This window comes from Tistrella sp. (genome assembly GCF_002684955.1).
GTDB lineage: Bacteria > Pseudomonadota > Alphaproteobacteria > Tistrellales > Tistrellaceae > Tistrella > Tistrella mobilis.
In genome coordinates this window covers 16,946-30,533 of record NZ_NYWI01000008.1, presented here as the reverse complement: position 1 = coordinate 30,533, position 13,588 = coordinate 16,946, and the positions used below count along the sequence as shown (strand labels likewise).

The window sequence follows — 13,588 nt, the reverse complement described above, 5'->3', positions numbered from 1 at the left end:
ACAGGTGTTTCAATCCACGCCCCCGCAAGGGTGCGACTCTCCCAGGCCGCATCCATCGTCGCCTTCCGGCGGTTTCAATCCACGCACCCGCAAGGGTGCGACTAGACAGGATGGCGCCGTATATGCCCGGAGCACGGTTTCAATCCACGCACCCGCAAGGGTGCGACTCGGTTTTTATCCGCTGCCGTCTGGCAGCGCATGGTTTCAATCCACGCACCCGCAAGGGTGCGACACTGGTCAGCGCCGACCACAAGGTCGGGTCGTTGTTTCAATCCACGCACCCGCAAGGGTGCGACGGCATTGCTGCCAAAGCACAGCTGCCACAGCCCGTTTCAATCCACGCACCCGCAAGGGTGCGACGATGCACTCGACCGGACGCACACGATCTGGATCAGTTTCAATCCACGCACCCGCAAGGGTGCGACACGACCGCCCCGGCAATCAGCCCCTTGGTGGCCGTTTCAATCCACGCACCCGCAAGGGTGCGACGATCGGCCAAAGCCTCTATTGGCCGGCCTGGATGTTTCAATCCACGCACCCGCAAGGGTGCGACCCACCCCCTCTTAATATCCTGAATCCGGGTCCGGAAAAAGGCGATCCGCGCGAACCTCTTCTGGAGGTCATGCCAAAGCATGAACAATAATAAATTGTGAAATTTAACCAATTGAAAAACAGTGGTAATTTTTTCCGCGAACCTCCCGGGATTTTTACGGGAGCTTGGGGTTCGCGCGCGAGACGGGACAGATTTGCAGAGGGCCTGCGAAGGCAGCCGCCCGCCGACCATGATGGACCGTTTCCCCGGCACCGGCGTGACGATCATCGATCGGTTCGGGGTGGGGTGATCAGCGGGGGCCATTGGCGAGAGGTGTGCACCAGGGCGATGATCCAGACGGCATCGCCATGGATCTCGTAGATCAGGCGATAGCTTTCATGTGGGATCAACTCACGCGTACCGGGGATGAGGCCGGCTTTGCCCATCTCGGGATATGCTGTCAGGCGATCTGCTGCACGGTCGAACAGTTCGTCGAGACGTCGGGCGGCATGCGGGTCGCCCGTCGCGATGTACTCCCAGATCGATGCCCGGTCCTGCTCCGCCTCGGGCGTCCAGAGCACGATCACGCGTCAGACCCTGCCAGCCGCGCCCGACGCGCCGCGAAATCAGCTTTGACCTCGTCATTGAGCCGACCTTGTCCGGCACGTATCGACGCGCGTCCGGCTTCAACCTTTCGGTGCAGATAAGTGTCGTAGTCACGGCTCTGACGACGCCGTTCGATATAGTCGCGCATCAATTCACGAACGACCTGCGATGCCGGGCGATCTTCTGCCGCAGCCTCGGCCATGAATGCTGCGCGCAGCTCGGCATCCAGCTTCATCGTAAAGACGGCTTCCTTAGGCACGGCACGTCTCCCCCAAGGTATCTGTGCTGAAAAAGTATAGACACTGTCAGTACCCTGGTGCCATCGCATTCGATGCCGGCCGCCCGGGCCGCTCAATGCCCCGCCGGCCGCTCCGCCGCACCCGGCTTGTCGTGCAGGGCCAGGCGGTCGACGATTGTGAGTTACTGAACGATATGGCACCCGGGATTACCCTGGATCAGGCTGGACGAGGCCGGATAGGGTGCTGATGTGACGGGATAAAACGGGTTTCGGGGGCCGCAGAGCGATTTGCGGCCCCTTTGTCATGTCCGGAAGCGCTCTCAAAGGGCGGCGAGACCAATTGTGGCGAGGTTTGTCACCCTGCCGATTTGGCCGAAGGCGCCGGGCAGCCGGCCGCGGAGCTATGGACGTGAATCGGCAGGGTGAGCTGCGCATCCCGAATCACGTGCAAAGTGGCGTTGGGCGCTTCGGGAGATAAAAAATCTCACATAATCAATGAGATGAACGTTCGCCCGTCATGTCGTTCCCGAAGCGCATCCCGAAAAGGCGTCGGCGCTTGCCGTGCGGTACAGCCGATGGCCGATCCATCGTGAGAAATGGCAACCAGCGGATGCATTCGCGCGCATGAGGCGAATACATCCGCTCGTATTAATCAAACATTAAGAATTCATGGCTCGAAATCACCGGTGGCGATTGTTAAGGGCTTGATAAGCGCGCGATCCGGCTGGGAAGGACCGGATGGCGTGAACGAGGGATCTTTGCGGAGATGAACCAGCTTCAGGCCGGGCGTTTGGCGCTACGGGCCGGGTTGTTCCTGCTGTCCTGAAGCCGCCGCCGCCTGTCGGCGAGGATCTCGCCCAGGGCGATGAGGGCGGCGGCGGGGTCGCCCTGCCGCGGTGCTATCTCGGTGTAGATCCTGCTCGCCTCCTCTCCCAAGGTCCGATCCGGGATCGCTGCGCCCTCGGCACGGTACATCGCCCGCACCGCGTCGACGATCATGCCCATGAGCTGCGGGTCGACCTCGGCAGGGGCTCGTTGATGTTCAGCCGGCGCGCCTGTGAGCAGCCAGTGAACGTCAATACCCATGGATATCAGCCGTTCCAGAACGTCTACGTCGGGTGAACTCTCTCCCCGTTCGTAGCGGCCATAGGTGTTGAGAGAAACACCCAGAAGAGAAGCCAGCTCGTGCTGTTGCATACCCATATTGGATCTTGTTTCCCGTAGGCGCTTGCCGAATTCGGACGAGCCTCCGGCCCTCTTAGACGTTCGCATCGGGCGCCTCGCAATGTGAATCCCAACGCAAATCTGCGGGCAGGCGGCCTGCTTGCCCCAAGGGGCTGATCCTCAACAAAAATCTCCATATGGCTATCTGAACCAGATTATGGAGATTCATATCGCCAATACGAATCTCCATGAGGGCTTGAAAACTCCATATGGGTATGTCATGTCTATACGAGTGAAGTGACCAGACACCCGACTCAAAACCTGACGTGTGATGTGACATATGACCCTCTCCGTACCGACTGACCCCTATGTGCGTACCGCTTGGATCGTGATGCAGCTGCGACTGCGGAACACGTCCCTGGCGGAAATCGCACGCGCGCACGGTTGGAGCAAGAGCGTCGTAAGCCAAGCTCTGCGATCGCCCCTGTATCTGCAGGAAGTTGCGATCGCAGATGCGCTTGATCTCACGCCCGAAGCCCTGTTCCCGGAACGCTACGATGCTGCCGGCCATCGGCGGCATCCCGTGAAGTCTACTGCCCGCTCCGGGGGGCGCAATGTCGAAGGCAAGCGGCCTCGTAGACATGCAGGTGCTGCATGAAGAGCGGGCGCCGCGACCCCCGGCAACTATCCTTGGAAGATGGGTTCTGGGAAATCCCGCGCGCCCCGCGGCTGGTCTCTGGCAGCCTCGCCTATGGCGAAGAACTGTGTGGGGTCCTGGCCCAGGCTCTCAAGGAAACACCCCTCTCGCGGTCCGAAATTGCGGCCCGCATGAGCGATCTCGCGGCCGCGGATATCAGCGAAGCGACCTTGAACGCGTGGACCGCGCGATCAAAAGACCGGCATCGTTTTCCGTTCGAGTTCGCGGCCGCCTTCGAAGCGGCGACCGATAGTGCCTGCCTGCAAAGCCTGCTCGCCGCCAAGCGGGGAAGCCTTGTCCTCATGGGACAGGAGGCGAGGGATGCTCGTCTGGGCCAGCTGCGGCGGCGCATCGCAGAGTTGCGGGACGAGGAACGGGCCCTCATGGGAGGGCGTCGTCGATGACCGGCAAGCTGCTGCTGTCCGCGCGAGAAATCGCCGACGCTCTCGGCGTTCACAAGCGCGCCGTCCAGCTGCGCGCGGATCGCGGCAGTTGGGCCCATGTGATCGAGGCCCATACGAATGGCCGTCCGATCAAGCTCTATGACGTCACGCGCCTGCCTGCCGAGGTGCGGGAGGAGCTGGCCCGACACCAGCTCACCACCCAGCCCGAGAACCAGGCCGTCGAAGTCCGGTCCGAAAAACTGCCAGAGGTTTCCGCGCCCGCGCCCGCCGTGGCAGCCGCGGACTGGCAGCGGCGGGCGGCAGACGCCCGGGCGGCGCTGCTCGCGGAAGTCGATCGGCTGGCCGAGGTGCACGGGTCGGATCGAGCGATCCGGGCGCTGGTTTCGGCCGCGGCCGATGGGTCGCTGTCGGAGCAGCTGGCGCGCTTCGTGCCGCTCGCGAATGCGCGGTCGGCCGAAGGGGGTGGGCGGACGCTGTCGGAGCGGACCGTGAAGCGGTGGCGGGCGGCACGTGCACGGGAAGGCTGGACCGGGCTGTTGCCGCTGGCGCCGGCGGCCCGGCCTGAGCCGGCCTGGGGATCAGCGCTACTCAGTATATATAGGCGCCCCACCAACCCGCCCCTCACGGAGGCGCTGATCGAGTTGGCGCGGCGCCTGCCAGCTGGTGTCGAGCCGCCGACCTATGCCCAGGCGCGCCACTATCTGGACAAGCTGCCGCCTCAGGTTCGGGAGGCCGGCCGACGTGGCCCGAATGCACTGTTGGGGTTGCGCGGCCACAAGATCAGATCGTCTGAGGGATTGATGCCCATGGATGTGATCACGGCCGATGGCCACGCCTTCAAGTCGGCGGTCGCGCACCCCCAACACGGCCGCCCATTCCGGCCCGAGGTGGTGGCGGTGCTCGATGTCGCCACCCGCATGGTGGTCGGGTGGTCGGTCGGGCTGGCCGAAGGAATGTTGGTTGTCCGGGACGCATACCTTCACGCCTTCACCCGCTTCGGGCGGGCCGGTGTCGCTTATACGGATAACGGCCCAGGTTTCGCGGGTCGTCAGGTCGGCGGAGATGAAATCGGCATGCTCGCTCGCTGCGGTGTAATGCACGAGACATCGACCCCGGGACGGCCGCAGTCGCGCGGGAAAATCGAGCGGCTGATGGCCACATTGTGGGGGCCCGCTGAGCGCGCCTTGCCGACCTATCAAGGGGCGCTGATGGATCCCGAAGCCCTGAAGCGGGTCTCGAAGCGGATCGAGCGTGATGTCAGGTCCACTGGCGGTAGCCGGGTGCTGCTGTCATGGGCGGAGTTCCTGGACCTGCTCCGCGACCGCGTCGATGCCTATAACAACAGCCCGCATCGGGCGCTCCGGCGTGTGCGCGATGACGAGACCGGCCGCACCCGTTACCAAACCCCGGCAGAGGCCATGGCCCAGGCGCGTGCGGATGGCTGGGAACCCGATGTACTGCCACAGGCGCTGCTTGATGACATCGACCGCATCTACGAAGTGCGGACGTGTCAGCGTGGGTGGGTGACCCTGCCTTGGGGGAAGTACTACGACGATCAACTCGTGCCTTACACGGATCAGCGAGTGCGCGTGGGTTACAGCATCCATGACGCGTCGCGCGTGTGGGTCCGCGATGCGTCTGGACGGGCTATCTGCATTGCTGAACGCGATGCGAATGTCGTCCCCGAAGTGTCGGCAGATGCCTTGGAGCACATCGCGCGGCAGCGCCACCGGCGCCGCCTGAAAACCGCTGAGCGACGGATCGAGGAAATCGACGCCGAATTCGCGGGGCAGGTTGTCGAGCACCAATTGCCGGCCACACCGGATATCCCGCGGATCACCAGCATCCGCGTGGCGCCCACTCAGAAACCGACAGAGGCGCCCGCGCCAGCCCTCTCTGCCGCCGCGGCCGAATGGCAGCGCTCGGCGCAGGTGGTCGAGATCCGGCCGGGTGCTGCGGCGCCGGCCGCGGCGACCGAGGCCGAGGTGCGGTACGCCCGGGCGCGGGAGATCGAGCGGCGGGTCGATGCCGGCGAAAGCATCACGGAAAGCGAGTCGTCCTGGCTCGCGAAATACAGGACCAGACCCGAATACCGGGTCAGACGGGATCTTGAGGAACAGCGCGCGGCCATCCTCGCGCGCTGAAGGAGGATCGATGAACAAAATCAACAATTTGCGCTCCCGCGCCGACCGGCTCGGTCTGTCGATTATCCGGATCACCACACACGCGGAAGCGCGTGCCGAAGGCGGGCACATCTATACCTTGGCCCCGGTGGACTGGACCGATATCGAGGCCGAGGCGGCCCCGGTGGTGACGTGGTCGTTGACCGAAATGGTGGCGGCCCTGACTGAGATTGAGGCGATCAACGCCGCCATCGCCACCGAGGTGAGGGATATCGCGATGATGGAAGCCGGCGTCGCCCGGGAACGGCGGCGCTGAATTTGACACGCCTGCCCGCCCGGGAAATCGGGCTGAAGGCGGGGCTGCGGCCGCAGAGACAACCATTGGTACTTATTCAGGAGTATTGAGAATGCACACGGTTGCGCCTTTGACCAATGTTGCCCTCTTCAGGGAACTCGCCGGCCGCCTCTGCGGCCGCCGCGGCCATCTGCCGGGCATCGGCGTGTTCTACGGCCCCTCGGGGTTTGGCAAGACCTGCGCCTCGACCTATGCGGCGAACGAGTTCAGGGCCCATTACCTCGAACTCGGGCGGTTGTGGACCACCAAGAAGTTCTTGGAACACCTCGCGCGGGCGGTGGGCGCTCCAGCCCGCGGCACCACGGCCGACCTCCATCAGGCCGTGATCGAGGCGCTGGCGGCAGCCCCAACCCTGCTGATCATCGACGAAGCCGACCACGCCGTAACCAAGGGCTACGACGAGGCCCTGCGCGACATCCACAACAAGACTGGTGCGCCGGTGATCTTGATCGGCGAAGAGCTGCTGCCTCAGGCGATGCGGCGGAACGAGCGGCTGCATAACCGGGTGCTCGCCTGGACGGCCGCGCAGCCGGCGACGGCAGACGATGCCGAGGTCCTGGCCAAGCTGTACGCTCCCGAAGTCGCGATGACCCGCGATCTGACCGACCGCATCGCGATCCAGGCCGATGGCCGGATCCGGCGGATCTGCGTCGGGATCGATGCGGTGCGCGACTGGGCGGAAGCCGAAGGCCTCGACGTCGTCGACGCCGCCCGGTGGGGCGATCGGCCCCTGTGGGATGCCGCGCCGTCGAAGATGCGGAGGATCTGATGGCCCGCCGCTCGATCAAGATCATGGCGGAACTGGCAGAGGCCGAGGCGCCGCGCGGTCATCAGGCCTATTGGCGCCTGATTCGCGAGGCCTGCCTCGCCCGGGGCGAGGTCACGGTGCGCGAGGTGGCCGAGGCCTGCGCCGCGACCCGGTCGACCCGGGCCACGATCATCGGCTACATGGCCCGGCTGGGCCGGGCCGGGATCCTGACCCGGCTGCGGGTTGGCGCCCATGGAACCACTGTGTGGGGCCTGGCAGAGGACCCCGGCCCGCTCACCCCGATGATCCGCCGCGACGGCACGCGGTACACGCGGGGGCTCGGGCGCGAGCAGATGTGGCGCACCCTCACGATCCACAAACGGGTCACGGCCCGTGACCTCGCCTACTGGGCGAGGACGACCGACGTCTCGGTATCGGAGGCGTCAGCGAAGGAATACTGCGAGGCGCTGACCGCAGCCGGCTTGCTCGTGAGAACCCGTGAAGCGGGCCGCATGGTCTACGAGCTGCTGCCCTCGGCCCTCACCGGCCCGTTGCCCCCTGCCGTGATCGAGCTGAAGGCGGTCTATGACCGCAACACCGGCAAGGTGCTCGGCCGGCCGATCGCGCGCGAGGTCGGCGATGGGTAAGCGCGGCCCGAAGAAGGGTACCCCGCAGCCCGGCACTGACCATGTCGGCACGGCGATGGCGGCATGGGGGCACGACCTGCCGGACTGGGTGCGGGCTCTGGCCTATGCCGCCCAGACCCGGACTGCGAACGCCGTGGCCTACCAGATCCGATACGACCCGATGGTCGTCCACCGGGTGCTGCGTCGGACCTATGACGGCTCTTACGCGCGGGTCGAGGCGGCTGTGCGCGGCCTGATCATCCAGGCCGTCGACTGCCCCGTCCTGGGGCGCATTGACGAAACGCGGTGCCGTCGGATCCGGACGGATCCGCGGCCGCCGACCAGTTCACACCTCGCGATCCAGACGTGGCGCGCCTGCAAGACGTGCCTGTACGGGGTCGCCGCAACCGGAGGACGCAAATGACCCCGTCTACGGAAATCCGCGAGCTGGTCTCGCGGCTCGACAAGGCCGCCCCCACTGAGATCCCTGCCCATGAGTGGGAACAGGTGGTGGCGCTGCTGCTGTGTATCGCGGCGCGCGTGCGGGAGATGGAGATCGATCTTGCCGCGCGGGTCGCGCGCGAGAGGGCCGCGGCCGGGATGGGCAAGGTCATCCCGCTGCGGCGGCTGTAACTGGCAGAGGCCATGTCCGAACTCGACCGCCTGGAAGCGATCGAACAGCGCCTCGCCGCGCTGGAAGCGGCTCGCCCGACACCCGAGCCGGCGGCGTGCGTCACCACTGAGGACGCGATCGCAGATGCTGAGCGGGACGTGCTGGACCTACTGATCTGGCAGTTCGGGCGGGCATGGATGCCGACACCATTGAGGGCCGCGGTGCAGCGGCTCGCATACCTCAAAGGGTACGATTTATGACCAATACCTACGACGACGCCAGAAAGGTGTTCAAGAAGACGCTCCGGCAGAAGGGCTCGACCTGCGGGGCTGTCGCGGCGCTGGCAAGGGCGGCCGAGCTGGCAACCGGACTGCCTGAGGACAGTCACTTGCGCAATTGCGTCTCGCGCCGGATCGTTGCCTGCTGGGCGGCGGCGGAGGGCATGAACCCCCTGGACCTACTCCAGGTCCGGGCCGTCACCCCCAAGCTGATCTGGCTTACCAGCGCACCGATGATGGTCCGGACCGTCGGCGGCGGTGAGCGGGGCGCCATGCTGTCGTCCCTGGCCTTCTTGCTGTCGCCCCGGTCCTACGCGGAGCAGAAGAAGAAGGTCGTGCCCCATTGGACCGACCGCGACGGGGAGCCGCTGGAATACGCGGTGACCCACTATCGGGCGATGACGCCCGACGAGCTGGTCGCGTGGGGGCACGGGCGATGACCGCAGATCTCACCCGCATCCGCGCCCGGATCCAGGCGCTTCGTGCGATGACCACGGACCGCGGGTGCACGCCCGCGGAAGCGCTGGCAGCCGCGACCAAGGCGGCCGAGCTGCTGGCCGCGCACGGCCTGGACGAAGCGGCCCTCGAAACCGCCCTCGCCGAGGCCCGGGAAGTCGAGCTGGCTGGCCGGCGGACGCCGCTCGACAACCTGTGGCCGGTGGTCGCGCTTTTCGCGGATTGCCGCTGCTATCACTCGTCGTCCTCATCCGGTGGGCGGGTGATCGTCTACTTCGGCGCGCCCGCGGCGGTGCTGGTCGCCGAGTATGTGCACGAGGTGATCCGCAGGGCGGCGGGTGATGGGCTCGCCGCCTACCGCGCCTCTGCCGATTATCAGCGCCGGCGGCTGCCCAAGACCCGCGCGGCGGCTGCGAGGGCCTGGCTCACCGAGTTTGTTGTCTCGGTCGGCCAGCAGCTCGTCCTCGGGCTCTGGAAGAGGAAGGGCCTGGATGGGGTGTCGCCCGAGGATGGGGTCGCTCGCATCCAAGCCGCCCTGTCACCCCTGGACGACGAGCTGGCGCGCCGCGGGATCGCGCTCCGGCGCAAGCGCCCCCTCGCCGCGGGGAAGACCGCAGTCAAGGACATCGGCCGGGCCAAAGCCGCGGGGGCGGCCGCCGGCCGGGCCGTGAGGATTGATGCGCCGCTTCGGGGCGCGGCCCCGGCGGCGGGCCTCTTGGGGGAGCAGTGATGGCCGACTATCCGATCAACATCCCGGCCTTGTGGGTGCCGGCCGTCGTGAAGGGCATCAAGACCCAGCACCGGCTCCCGATCCCGCTGATCCATCCGGAGGGGCGAACGCTGGCGAGCCTCATGCCCCTGCCGGTGCCCTACAAGCCCGGCGACCGCCTCTGGGTCCGGGAAGCCCACGCGCTCTGTCATGCCTACGGCCAGGACCGATCCGACGAGGTGCGGTGGGGTCCGTGGGGCGGGCTGCCGATGGCCGTTGCCCCGACGCTGGACCGCGTCTGCTACTACCGGTCTGCGTTCGATCGGGCGGACCCGCCGCGGTGGCGGCCGAGCACCGGCCTGCCGCGATGGGCCAGCCGGGCCACGCTGGCGCTGACAGACGTCCGCGTCGAACGCCTGAAGGATATCAGCGAGGCGGACATCTTCGCCGAGGGCGTGAGACGCATCGAGATGGGCCCGACCTGGGCGGATCGATACGCTCTCGAACCGCTGACGCCCGCCGACACGCTCAGGTCGCGGTCGCCGTCATGGGTGATGCCCATCGCTGCCTTCGGCGCGGCATGGGGCCGCATCTACGGCACTTGGGGCCCCAAGGGCTGGTGCGCCAACCCCTGGGTGGTCGCTCTGACCTTCACTCTCACCCCTCACAACATCGACAAGGTGACGCCATGACCGAGGTCGCAGGTATCTTCGGCGACGTTCTGCGCTCGTATATCGAGCGGATCGAGCGGCTGGAGGAAGAGAAGGCCGGCATCGCGGCGAACATCCGCGAGGTCTTCGCCGAAGCCAAGGGCAACGGCTTCGATACGAAGGTCATGCGGCAGCTGATCAAGCTCCGCAGGATGGAGCCGCAGGACGTGGCGGAGCAGGACGACCTGCTCGACCTCTACAAGCGCGCGCTTGGGATGCCGCTGTCATGACGGGCGAGCTGGAGACGGCGATCCGTGGCATCGACGTGGCGGCGCCGGGCGCGGAAGCCGATGCCTATGCCATCTGGCGGCGCGCCATTGCGGCCGCCGGGGAGGCCCGCGCCCAGCAACTCGTGGCGGATGAGGCGGGCTGGCAGTGGTCGGCACTGCGTCGGTGGTTCCACCGCCGCCACCACCGCGCCGTCGCTTCGCGGGCGGCTGCTGAGCGGGCGGCGGCTGAGCATGCCCTCGACGTGGTGCGGGCGCGGTACCTGGAGATCCTCAGGGCAGTTCGGGAGACGGGTGAATGAGCTATCAGACGATCCTGGCCCGCGCGGCCGATGACCTCGATCAGATCGTCGACGATCTCGATCTGGCCGCCCGGCTGGCGCCGCGCGACGAGCGCATGGCGATCACTGCCCGGGCGCTCCAGGCGCACGATATGGCGACGAGGCTGCGGGAGTGGGCGTCGGGCGCCAAAGGCATGCGGGGCCGACGGGGGGTGGTGATCTTGGACGAACTGGCCGCCTTCGGGCGGCTGCGGGAGATGATCAAGAAGGGGGGCGCGAAGCATGGCGGGTAGTGACCTGGAGGCCCTGGGAGAGGCCTACGACGAGGCGCACCTCCGCGAGACGGAGGCCCGCCTCAAGATGTTGCGGGCCGAAAAGGCCGCGAAGACGGCCAGGGCGGCTCACGCCAAGGCGGAAAAGGCATGTGACGCAGCCCGCAATCGGTGGCTGACGGCCTACCGGCCGGCAGCAGGGGGCGACGATGGCAGCGAATGAAGCCACCGCCGCCGCCGCGGCCTACGCGGCCGCCCAGGCCGCGGCCCTCGACGCCGAGCTTGCCTGGGATGCTGCGCGGGCGGCCGCCCGCCACGCCCGCGACGTCTGCGCCGCGGCGCAGCGCCGCCGGCGGCTGGCGCGGGCCCAGCTGCTCGCCGTGATCGGGGAGGCCGCCCATGGCTAACCTGCCCCGCTATGTCACCACGATCCCCTACGGGGCCCTTGAGGCCTATCTGGAGGCCGGGTGGCAGATCCTCTCCGAGGGCCCTCTGGCGGTTTCGGTCGTGATCGACGTGCCGGACGATTTGCCGGCCGACGAAATCGCCGAGCTGAACACCCCCGATTTGAGGGCTGCCGTCGATGCGGCCCTGAAGGAGGCCCGCCATGGATGACAGGACGCTGCGGCTTCGGACCGTGCGGGCCGCCGCCCGGGAGCTGGGGCTCTCGGACGATGGTCTCCGGGACATCTATGCCCGCACCATCGGCAGTCGCTCGGCCGCGGCCGCGTCGGCCGCCGACCTCGGGCGAGTGCTCGATGCGCTGCGGGCGGCCGGGTGGGCGCCGAAGTCGCGCCGGCGCAAGGGCGATCGACGCCCGGCCGGGTCGGCGCAGGCCCGCAAGATCCGGGCCCTGTGGGTATCCGCGCACAATCTCGGCATCACCTATGACCCGTCGGAGACGGGCCTGGGGGAGTGGATCCAGCGGCAGACGGGTATCAGCGCCATGAACTGGGTCGACCCGGCCACGCTCGCGAAGGTGATCGAGGCCCTGAAGGCGTGGATCGCCCGTGAGGGCGGGGTCGACTGGCCGCCGGCCGATGCGGGGCCGCTGGAAGCGCGCCGGGCGGTGATCGAGGCCCAGCAGCGGCGGGGCGGGCAGCTTGCGGCCCAGGTCGACCTCGGCCGGATGGGGGCTTCGGAACTCGACGCCGTGATCGCTGCCCTTGGGGTGGAAGTCCGCCGGCGGAGGGCGGCATGAAGCCCCTGCCGGGCTGGCCGGCGGCCGCCACCGCGGCCCATGCCCGCCACACCGCCGCTGGTGGGCGGCTGGTGGCCGAGCGGGTGGTGATCCGTCATCGGCCTGAGGGCAGTCGTCACGTCCTGCGGGTTCGGTGGCGGTGGAGGGACGGAACCGAAGTGCGGGGCACTTGGTGCTGGGTGGTGATGCCCGGCGAAAACCTCAAGAGGTGACGCCATGACCTGGACCCCGAAGCCCGACACCCTGCCCGGCATGCTGTCGATCGTGGCCCGCATCGCCGGCGTCGACGCCGCCCTGCGGCTGGCCGAGGCGCACGGGGGCACCCGGCTGTACGTGCCCCGCGACGTGCGGCCGGGGCACGAGCTGGCGCGGGTTCTGGGCGTCCAGGCGGCCCGGCTGGTGTGCCGGTCGGAACTGGGTGGCGACACGCACCCCGTGCCTTCCGCGGCGCCGCTGATCCGGGCCACCCGGGCGCGGCGGCTGAGGGCGGAGGGCTGGACCCATGCCCGCATTGCCCGCGAGCTGGGCATCACCGAGACCCACGCGGCCCGCCTGACCGCCGGCGTCGCCCGCGGCAATGGCGGGCCGGACGACGTGGAGCCCGCGCCCGTCTGCCCGACCTGCGGGCGGGCGCATCGCCGGCGGCTGCGGCGGCAGGATGGGCGGCAGTTGGATCTCGACCTACCCGGCGGATGTGAACATCTGTCCCCCTGATCGCGCCCGCCGGCCCGCGCGAAAATCGTGGCCATGGTCACGATCCTCCCGACGGGCGATCCCCAGCCCGACACCTCGCCCGACGCCCGCTATCGAGCGGCCGTCGGGCGTCTCTTACTCCACGAGGGTGGTCTCGCCGATGACCCGGCCGATCCGGGTGGGATCACTCAGTGGGGTGTCTCGATCCACTACCTGCGCCGCCTGAGTGCGGCCGACCGTCGCCGTCTCGCCCAGGCCGGGCTCGCGATCCCCTCGCAGGTGACGGCCGACACCATCCGCCGCCTGACGCGGGCGGATGCCGAGATCATCTACCGCGTGCTGTGGTGGGATGCCCTCGACTACGCGGCCCTGCCTGACCCGCTCGCGAGCAAGGCTCTCGATCTCGCCGTCAATATGGGCCCCGTGCAAGCGCACAAGCTGATCCAGCGGGCCTGCCGCGCCCACGGTGAGGCGCTGGCCGAGGACGGCGCGCTCGGCCCGATCTCGCGGGCGGCGATCGCCCGGATCGGCCCTGATCTGATCCACGCAATCCGATCTGAAGCCGCTGGATATTACCGGCTGCTGGCGGCCACGACGCAGTTCGGCGCGCGCTTCGTGCGCGGCTGGCTGTCGCGCGCCTATGACGAGGTCTGAC

At 67.7% G+C, this 13,588-nt stretch carries 24 protein-coding genes and 1 CRISPR repeat array (1 of these 25 only partly in view); of the genes, 21 read left to right on the top strand and 3 right to left on the bottom strand.

All coding sequences use genetic code 11. From position 1 onward, the window contains the following. A CRISPR array of direct repeats spans positions 1-553; the repeat unit is 31 nt; unit sequence GTTTCAATCCACGCACCCGCAAGGGTGCGAC; it reaches 838 nt to the left of the window's first position. A gap of 263 nt (positions 554-816) precedes the next feature. From CMO28_RS02180 to CMO28_RS02170, 3 genes are all read right to left on the bottom strand, one after another. Further along, positions 817-1,119 carry a type II toxin-antitoxin system RelE/ParE family toxin gene (locus CMO28_RS02180; RefSeq protein ID WP_296708890.1) on the bottom strand — a complete coding sequence of 101 codons (303 nt, stop codon included), beginning with the start codon at positions 1,117-1,119 and terminating at the stop codon, positions 817-819. After that, complete coding sequence (locus CMO28_RS02175) at positions 1,116-1,397, bottom strand: hypothetical protein (RefSeq protein ID WP_322111284.1); 282 nt, start codon at positions 1,395-1,397, stop codon at positions 1,116-1,118. Before CMO28_RS02175 ends, CMO28_RS02180 begins: the two co-directional genes overlap by 4 nt. A gap of 756 nt (positions 1,398-2,153) precedes the next feature. Beyond that, entirely contained in the window at positions 2,154-2,648 is a 495-nt protein-coding gene (locus tag CMO28_RS02170) for a helix-turn-helix domain-containing protein (protein ID WP_296708885.1), read from the bottom strand. A 232-nt stretch (positions 2,649-2,880) separates the two neighbouring features. Between CMO28_RS02170 and CMO28_RS29850 the strand changes: the two genes are divergently transcribed. The 21 genes from CMO28_RS29850 (at position 2,881) to CMO28_RS02070 (ending at position 13,587) form a co-directional block, all read left to right on the top strand. After that, positions 2,881-3,198 (top strand): helix-turn-helix domain-containing protein, encoded by a 318-nt coding sequence (locus tag CMO28_RS29850; protein WP_322111283.1) that lies wholly within the window; start codon positions 2,881-2,883, stop codon positions 3,196-3,198. Then, positions 3,195-3,641 carry a hypothetical protein gene (locus tag CMO28_RS02165; protein ID WP_296708883.1) on the top strand — a complete coding sequence of 149 codons (447 nt, stop codon included), beginning with the start codon at positions 3,195-3,197 and terminating at the stop codon, positions 3,639-3,641. Before CMO28_RS29850 ends, CMO28_RS02165 begins: the two co-directional genes overlap by 4 nt. Next, a complete protein-coding gene (locus tag CMO28_RS02160; protein WP_296708880.1) occupies positions 3,638-5,785 on the top strand; it encodes a Mu transposase C-terminal domain-containing protein in 2,148 nt (715 codons plus the stop codon). Before CMO28_RS02165 ends, CMO28_RS02160 begins: the two co-directional genes overlap by 4 nt. Before the next feature lie 10 nt (positions 5,786-5,795). Further along, positions 5,796-6,080 carry a hypothetical protein gene (locus CMO28_RS02155; RefSeq protein WP_296708878.1) on the top strand — a complete coding sequence of 95 codons (285 nt, stop codon included), beginning with the start codon at positions 5,796-5,798 and terminating at the stop codon, positions 6,078-6,080. A gap of 91 nt (positions 6,081-6,171) precedes the next feature. Then, positions 6,172-6,888, top strand: coding sequence for an AAA family ATPase (locus tag CMO28_RS02150; protein WP_296708874.1), 717 nt, complete (start codon positions 6,172-6,174; stop codon positions 6,886-6,888). Next, positions 6,888-7,514 (top strand): hypothetical protein, encoded by a 627-nt coding sequence (locus tag CMO28_RS02145; protein ID WP_296708872.1) that lies wholly within the window; start codon positions 6,888-6,890, stop codon positions 7,512-7,514. Before CMO28_RS02150 ends, CMO28_RS02145 begins: the two co-directional genes overlap by 1 nt. After that, on the top strand, positions 7,507-7,917 hold the full coding sequence (locus tag CMO28_RS02140) for a hypothetical protein (RefSeq protein WP_296708869.1): 411 nt from the start codon (positions 7,507-7,509) through the stop codon (positions 7,915-7,917). Before CMO28_RS02145 ends, CMO28_RS02140 begins: the two co-directional genes overlap by 8 nt. Continuing rightward, positions 7,914-8,126 carry a hypothetical protein gene (locus CMO28_RS02135; RefSeq protein ID WP_296708866.1) on the top strand — a complete coding sequence of 71 codons (213 nt, stop codon included), beginning with the start codon at positions 7,914-7,916 and terminating at the stop codon, positions 8,124-8,126. The genes CMO28_RS02140 and CMO28_RS02135 overlap by 4 nt, the downstream gene beginning before the upstream one ends. A gap of 12 nt (positions 8,127-8,138) precedes the next feature. Next, complete coding sequence (locus CMO28_RS02130) at positions 8,139-8,366, top strand: hypothetical protein (RefSeq protein ID WP_296708864.1); 228 nt, start codon at positions 8,139-8,141, stop codon at positions 8,364-8,366. Beyond that, positions 8,363-8,824 (top strand): hypothetical protein, encoded by a 462-nt coding sequence (locus CMO28_RS02125; protein WP_296708855.1) that lies wholly within the window; start codon positions 8,363-8,365, stop codon positions 8,822-8,824. The genes CMO28_RS02130 and CMO28_RS02125 overlap by 4 nt, the downstream gene beginning before the upstream one ends. Beyond that, positions 8,821-9,570, top strand: coding sequence for a DUF2786 domain-containing protein (locus CMO28_RS02120; protein WP_296708852.1), 750 nt, complete (start codon positions 8,821-8,823; stop codon positions 9,568-9,570). Before CMO28_RS02125 ends, CMO28_RS02120 begins: the two co-directional genes overlap by 4 nt. Beyond that, entirely contained in the window at positions 9,570-10,241 is a 672-nt protein-coding gene (locus CMO28_RS02115; RefSeq protein WP_296708850.1) for a hypothetical protein, read from the top strand. Before CMO28_RS02120 ends, CMO28_RS02115 begins: the two co-directional genes overlap by 1 nt. Further along, entirely contained in the window at positions 10,238-10,489 is a 252-nt protein-coding gene (locus CMO28_RS02110) for a DUF2312 domain-containing protein (RefSeq protein WP_296708847.1), read from the top strand. Before CMO28_RS02115 ends, CMO28_RS02110 begins: the two co-directional genes overlap by 4 nt. After that, positions 10,486-10,788, top strand: a complete 303-nt coding sequence (locus CMO28_RS02105) for a hypothetical protein (RefSeq protein WP_296708845.1) — start codon at positions 10,486-10,488, stop codon at positions 10,786-10,788. The genes CMO28_RS02110 and CMO28_RS02105 overlap by 4 nt, the downstream gene beginning before the upstream one ends. Then, positions 10,785-11,060, top strand: coding sequence for a hypothetical protein (locus tag CMO28_RS02100; protein ID WP_296708842.1), 276 nt, complete (start codon positions 10,785-10,787; stop codon positions 11,058-11,060). Before CMO28_RS02105 ends, CMO28_RS02100 begins: the two co-directional genes overlap by 4 nt. Further along, positions 11,050-11,262 (top strand): hypothetical protein, encoded by a 213-nt coding sequence (locus CMO28_RS02095; protein WP_296708839.1) that lies wholly within the window; start codon positions 11,050-11,052, stop codon positions 11,260-11,262. Before CMO28_RS02100 ends, CMO28_RS02095 begins: the two co-directional genes overlap by 11 nt. After that, positions 11,249-11,446: a hypothetical protein gene (locus CMO28_RS02090; protein WP_296708836.1), complete on the top strand. Its 198-nt coding sequence runs from the start codon at positions 11,249-11,251 to the stop codon at positions 11,444-11,446. The genes CMO28_RS02095 and CMO28_RS02090 overlap by 14 nt, the downstream gene beginning before the upstream one ends. Then, positions 11,439-11,654: a hypothetical protein gene (locus CMO28_RS02085; RefSeq protein WP_296708833.1), complete on the top strand. Its 216-nt coding sequence runs from the start codon at positions 11,439-11,441 to the stop codon at positions 11,652-11,654. The genes CMO28_RS02090 and CMO28_RS02085 overlap by 8 nt, the downstream gene beginning before the upstream one ends. Further along, complete coding sequence (locus CMO28_RS02080; RefSeq protein ID WP_296708830.1) at positions 11,647-12,240, top strand: regulatory protein GemA; 594 nt, start codon at positions 11,647-11,649, stop codon at positions 12,238-12,240. The genes CMO28_RS02085 and CMO28_RS02080 overlap by 8 nt, the downstream gene beginning before the upstream one ends. Before the next feature lie 216 nt (positions 12,241-12,456). Further along, complete coding sequence (locus CMO28_RS02075) at positions 12,457-12,954, top strand: hypothetical protein (protein ID WP_296708827.1); 498 nt, start codon at positions 12,457-12,459, stop codon at positions 12,952-12,954. A gap of 33 nt (positions 12,955-12,987) precedes the next feature. Further along, on the top strand, positions 12,988-13,587 hold the full coding sequence (locus CMO28_RS02070) for a glycoside hydrolase family 108 protein (RefSeq protein WP_296708825.1): 600 nt from the start codon (positions 12,988-12,990) through the stop codon (positions 13,585-13,587). The last annotated feature ends 1 nt before the right edge of the window (position 13,588 follow it).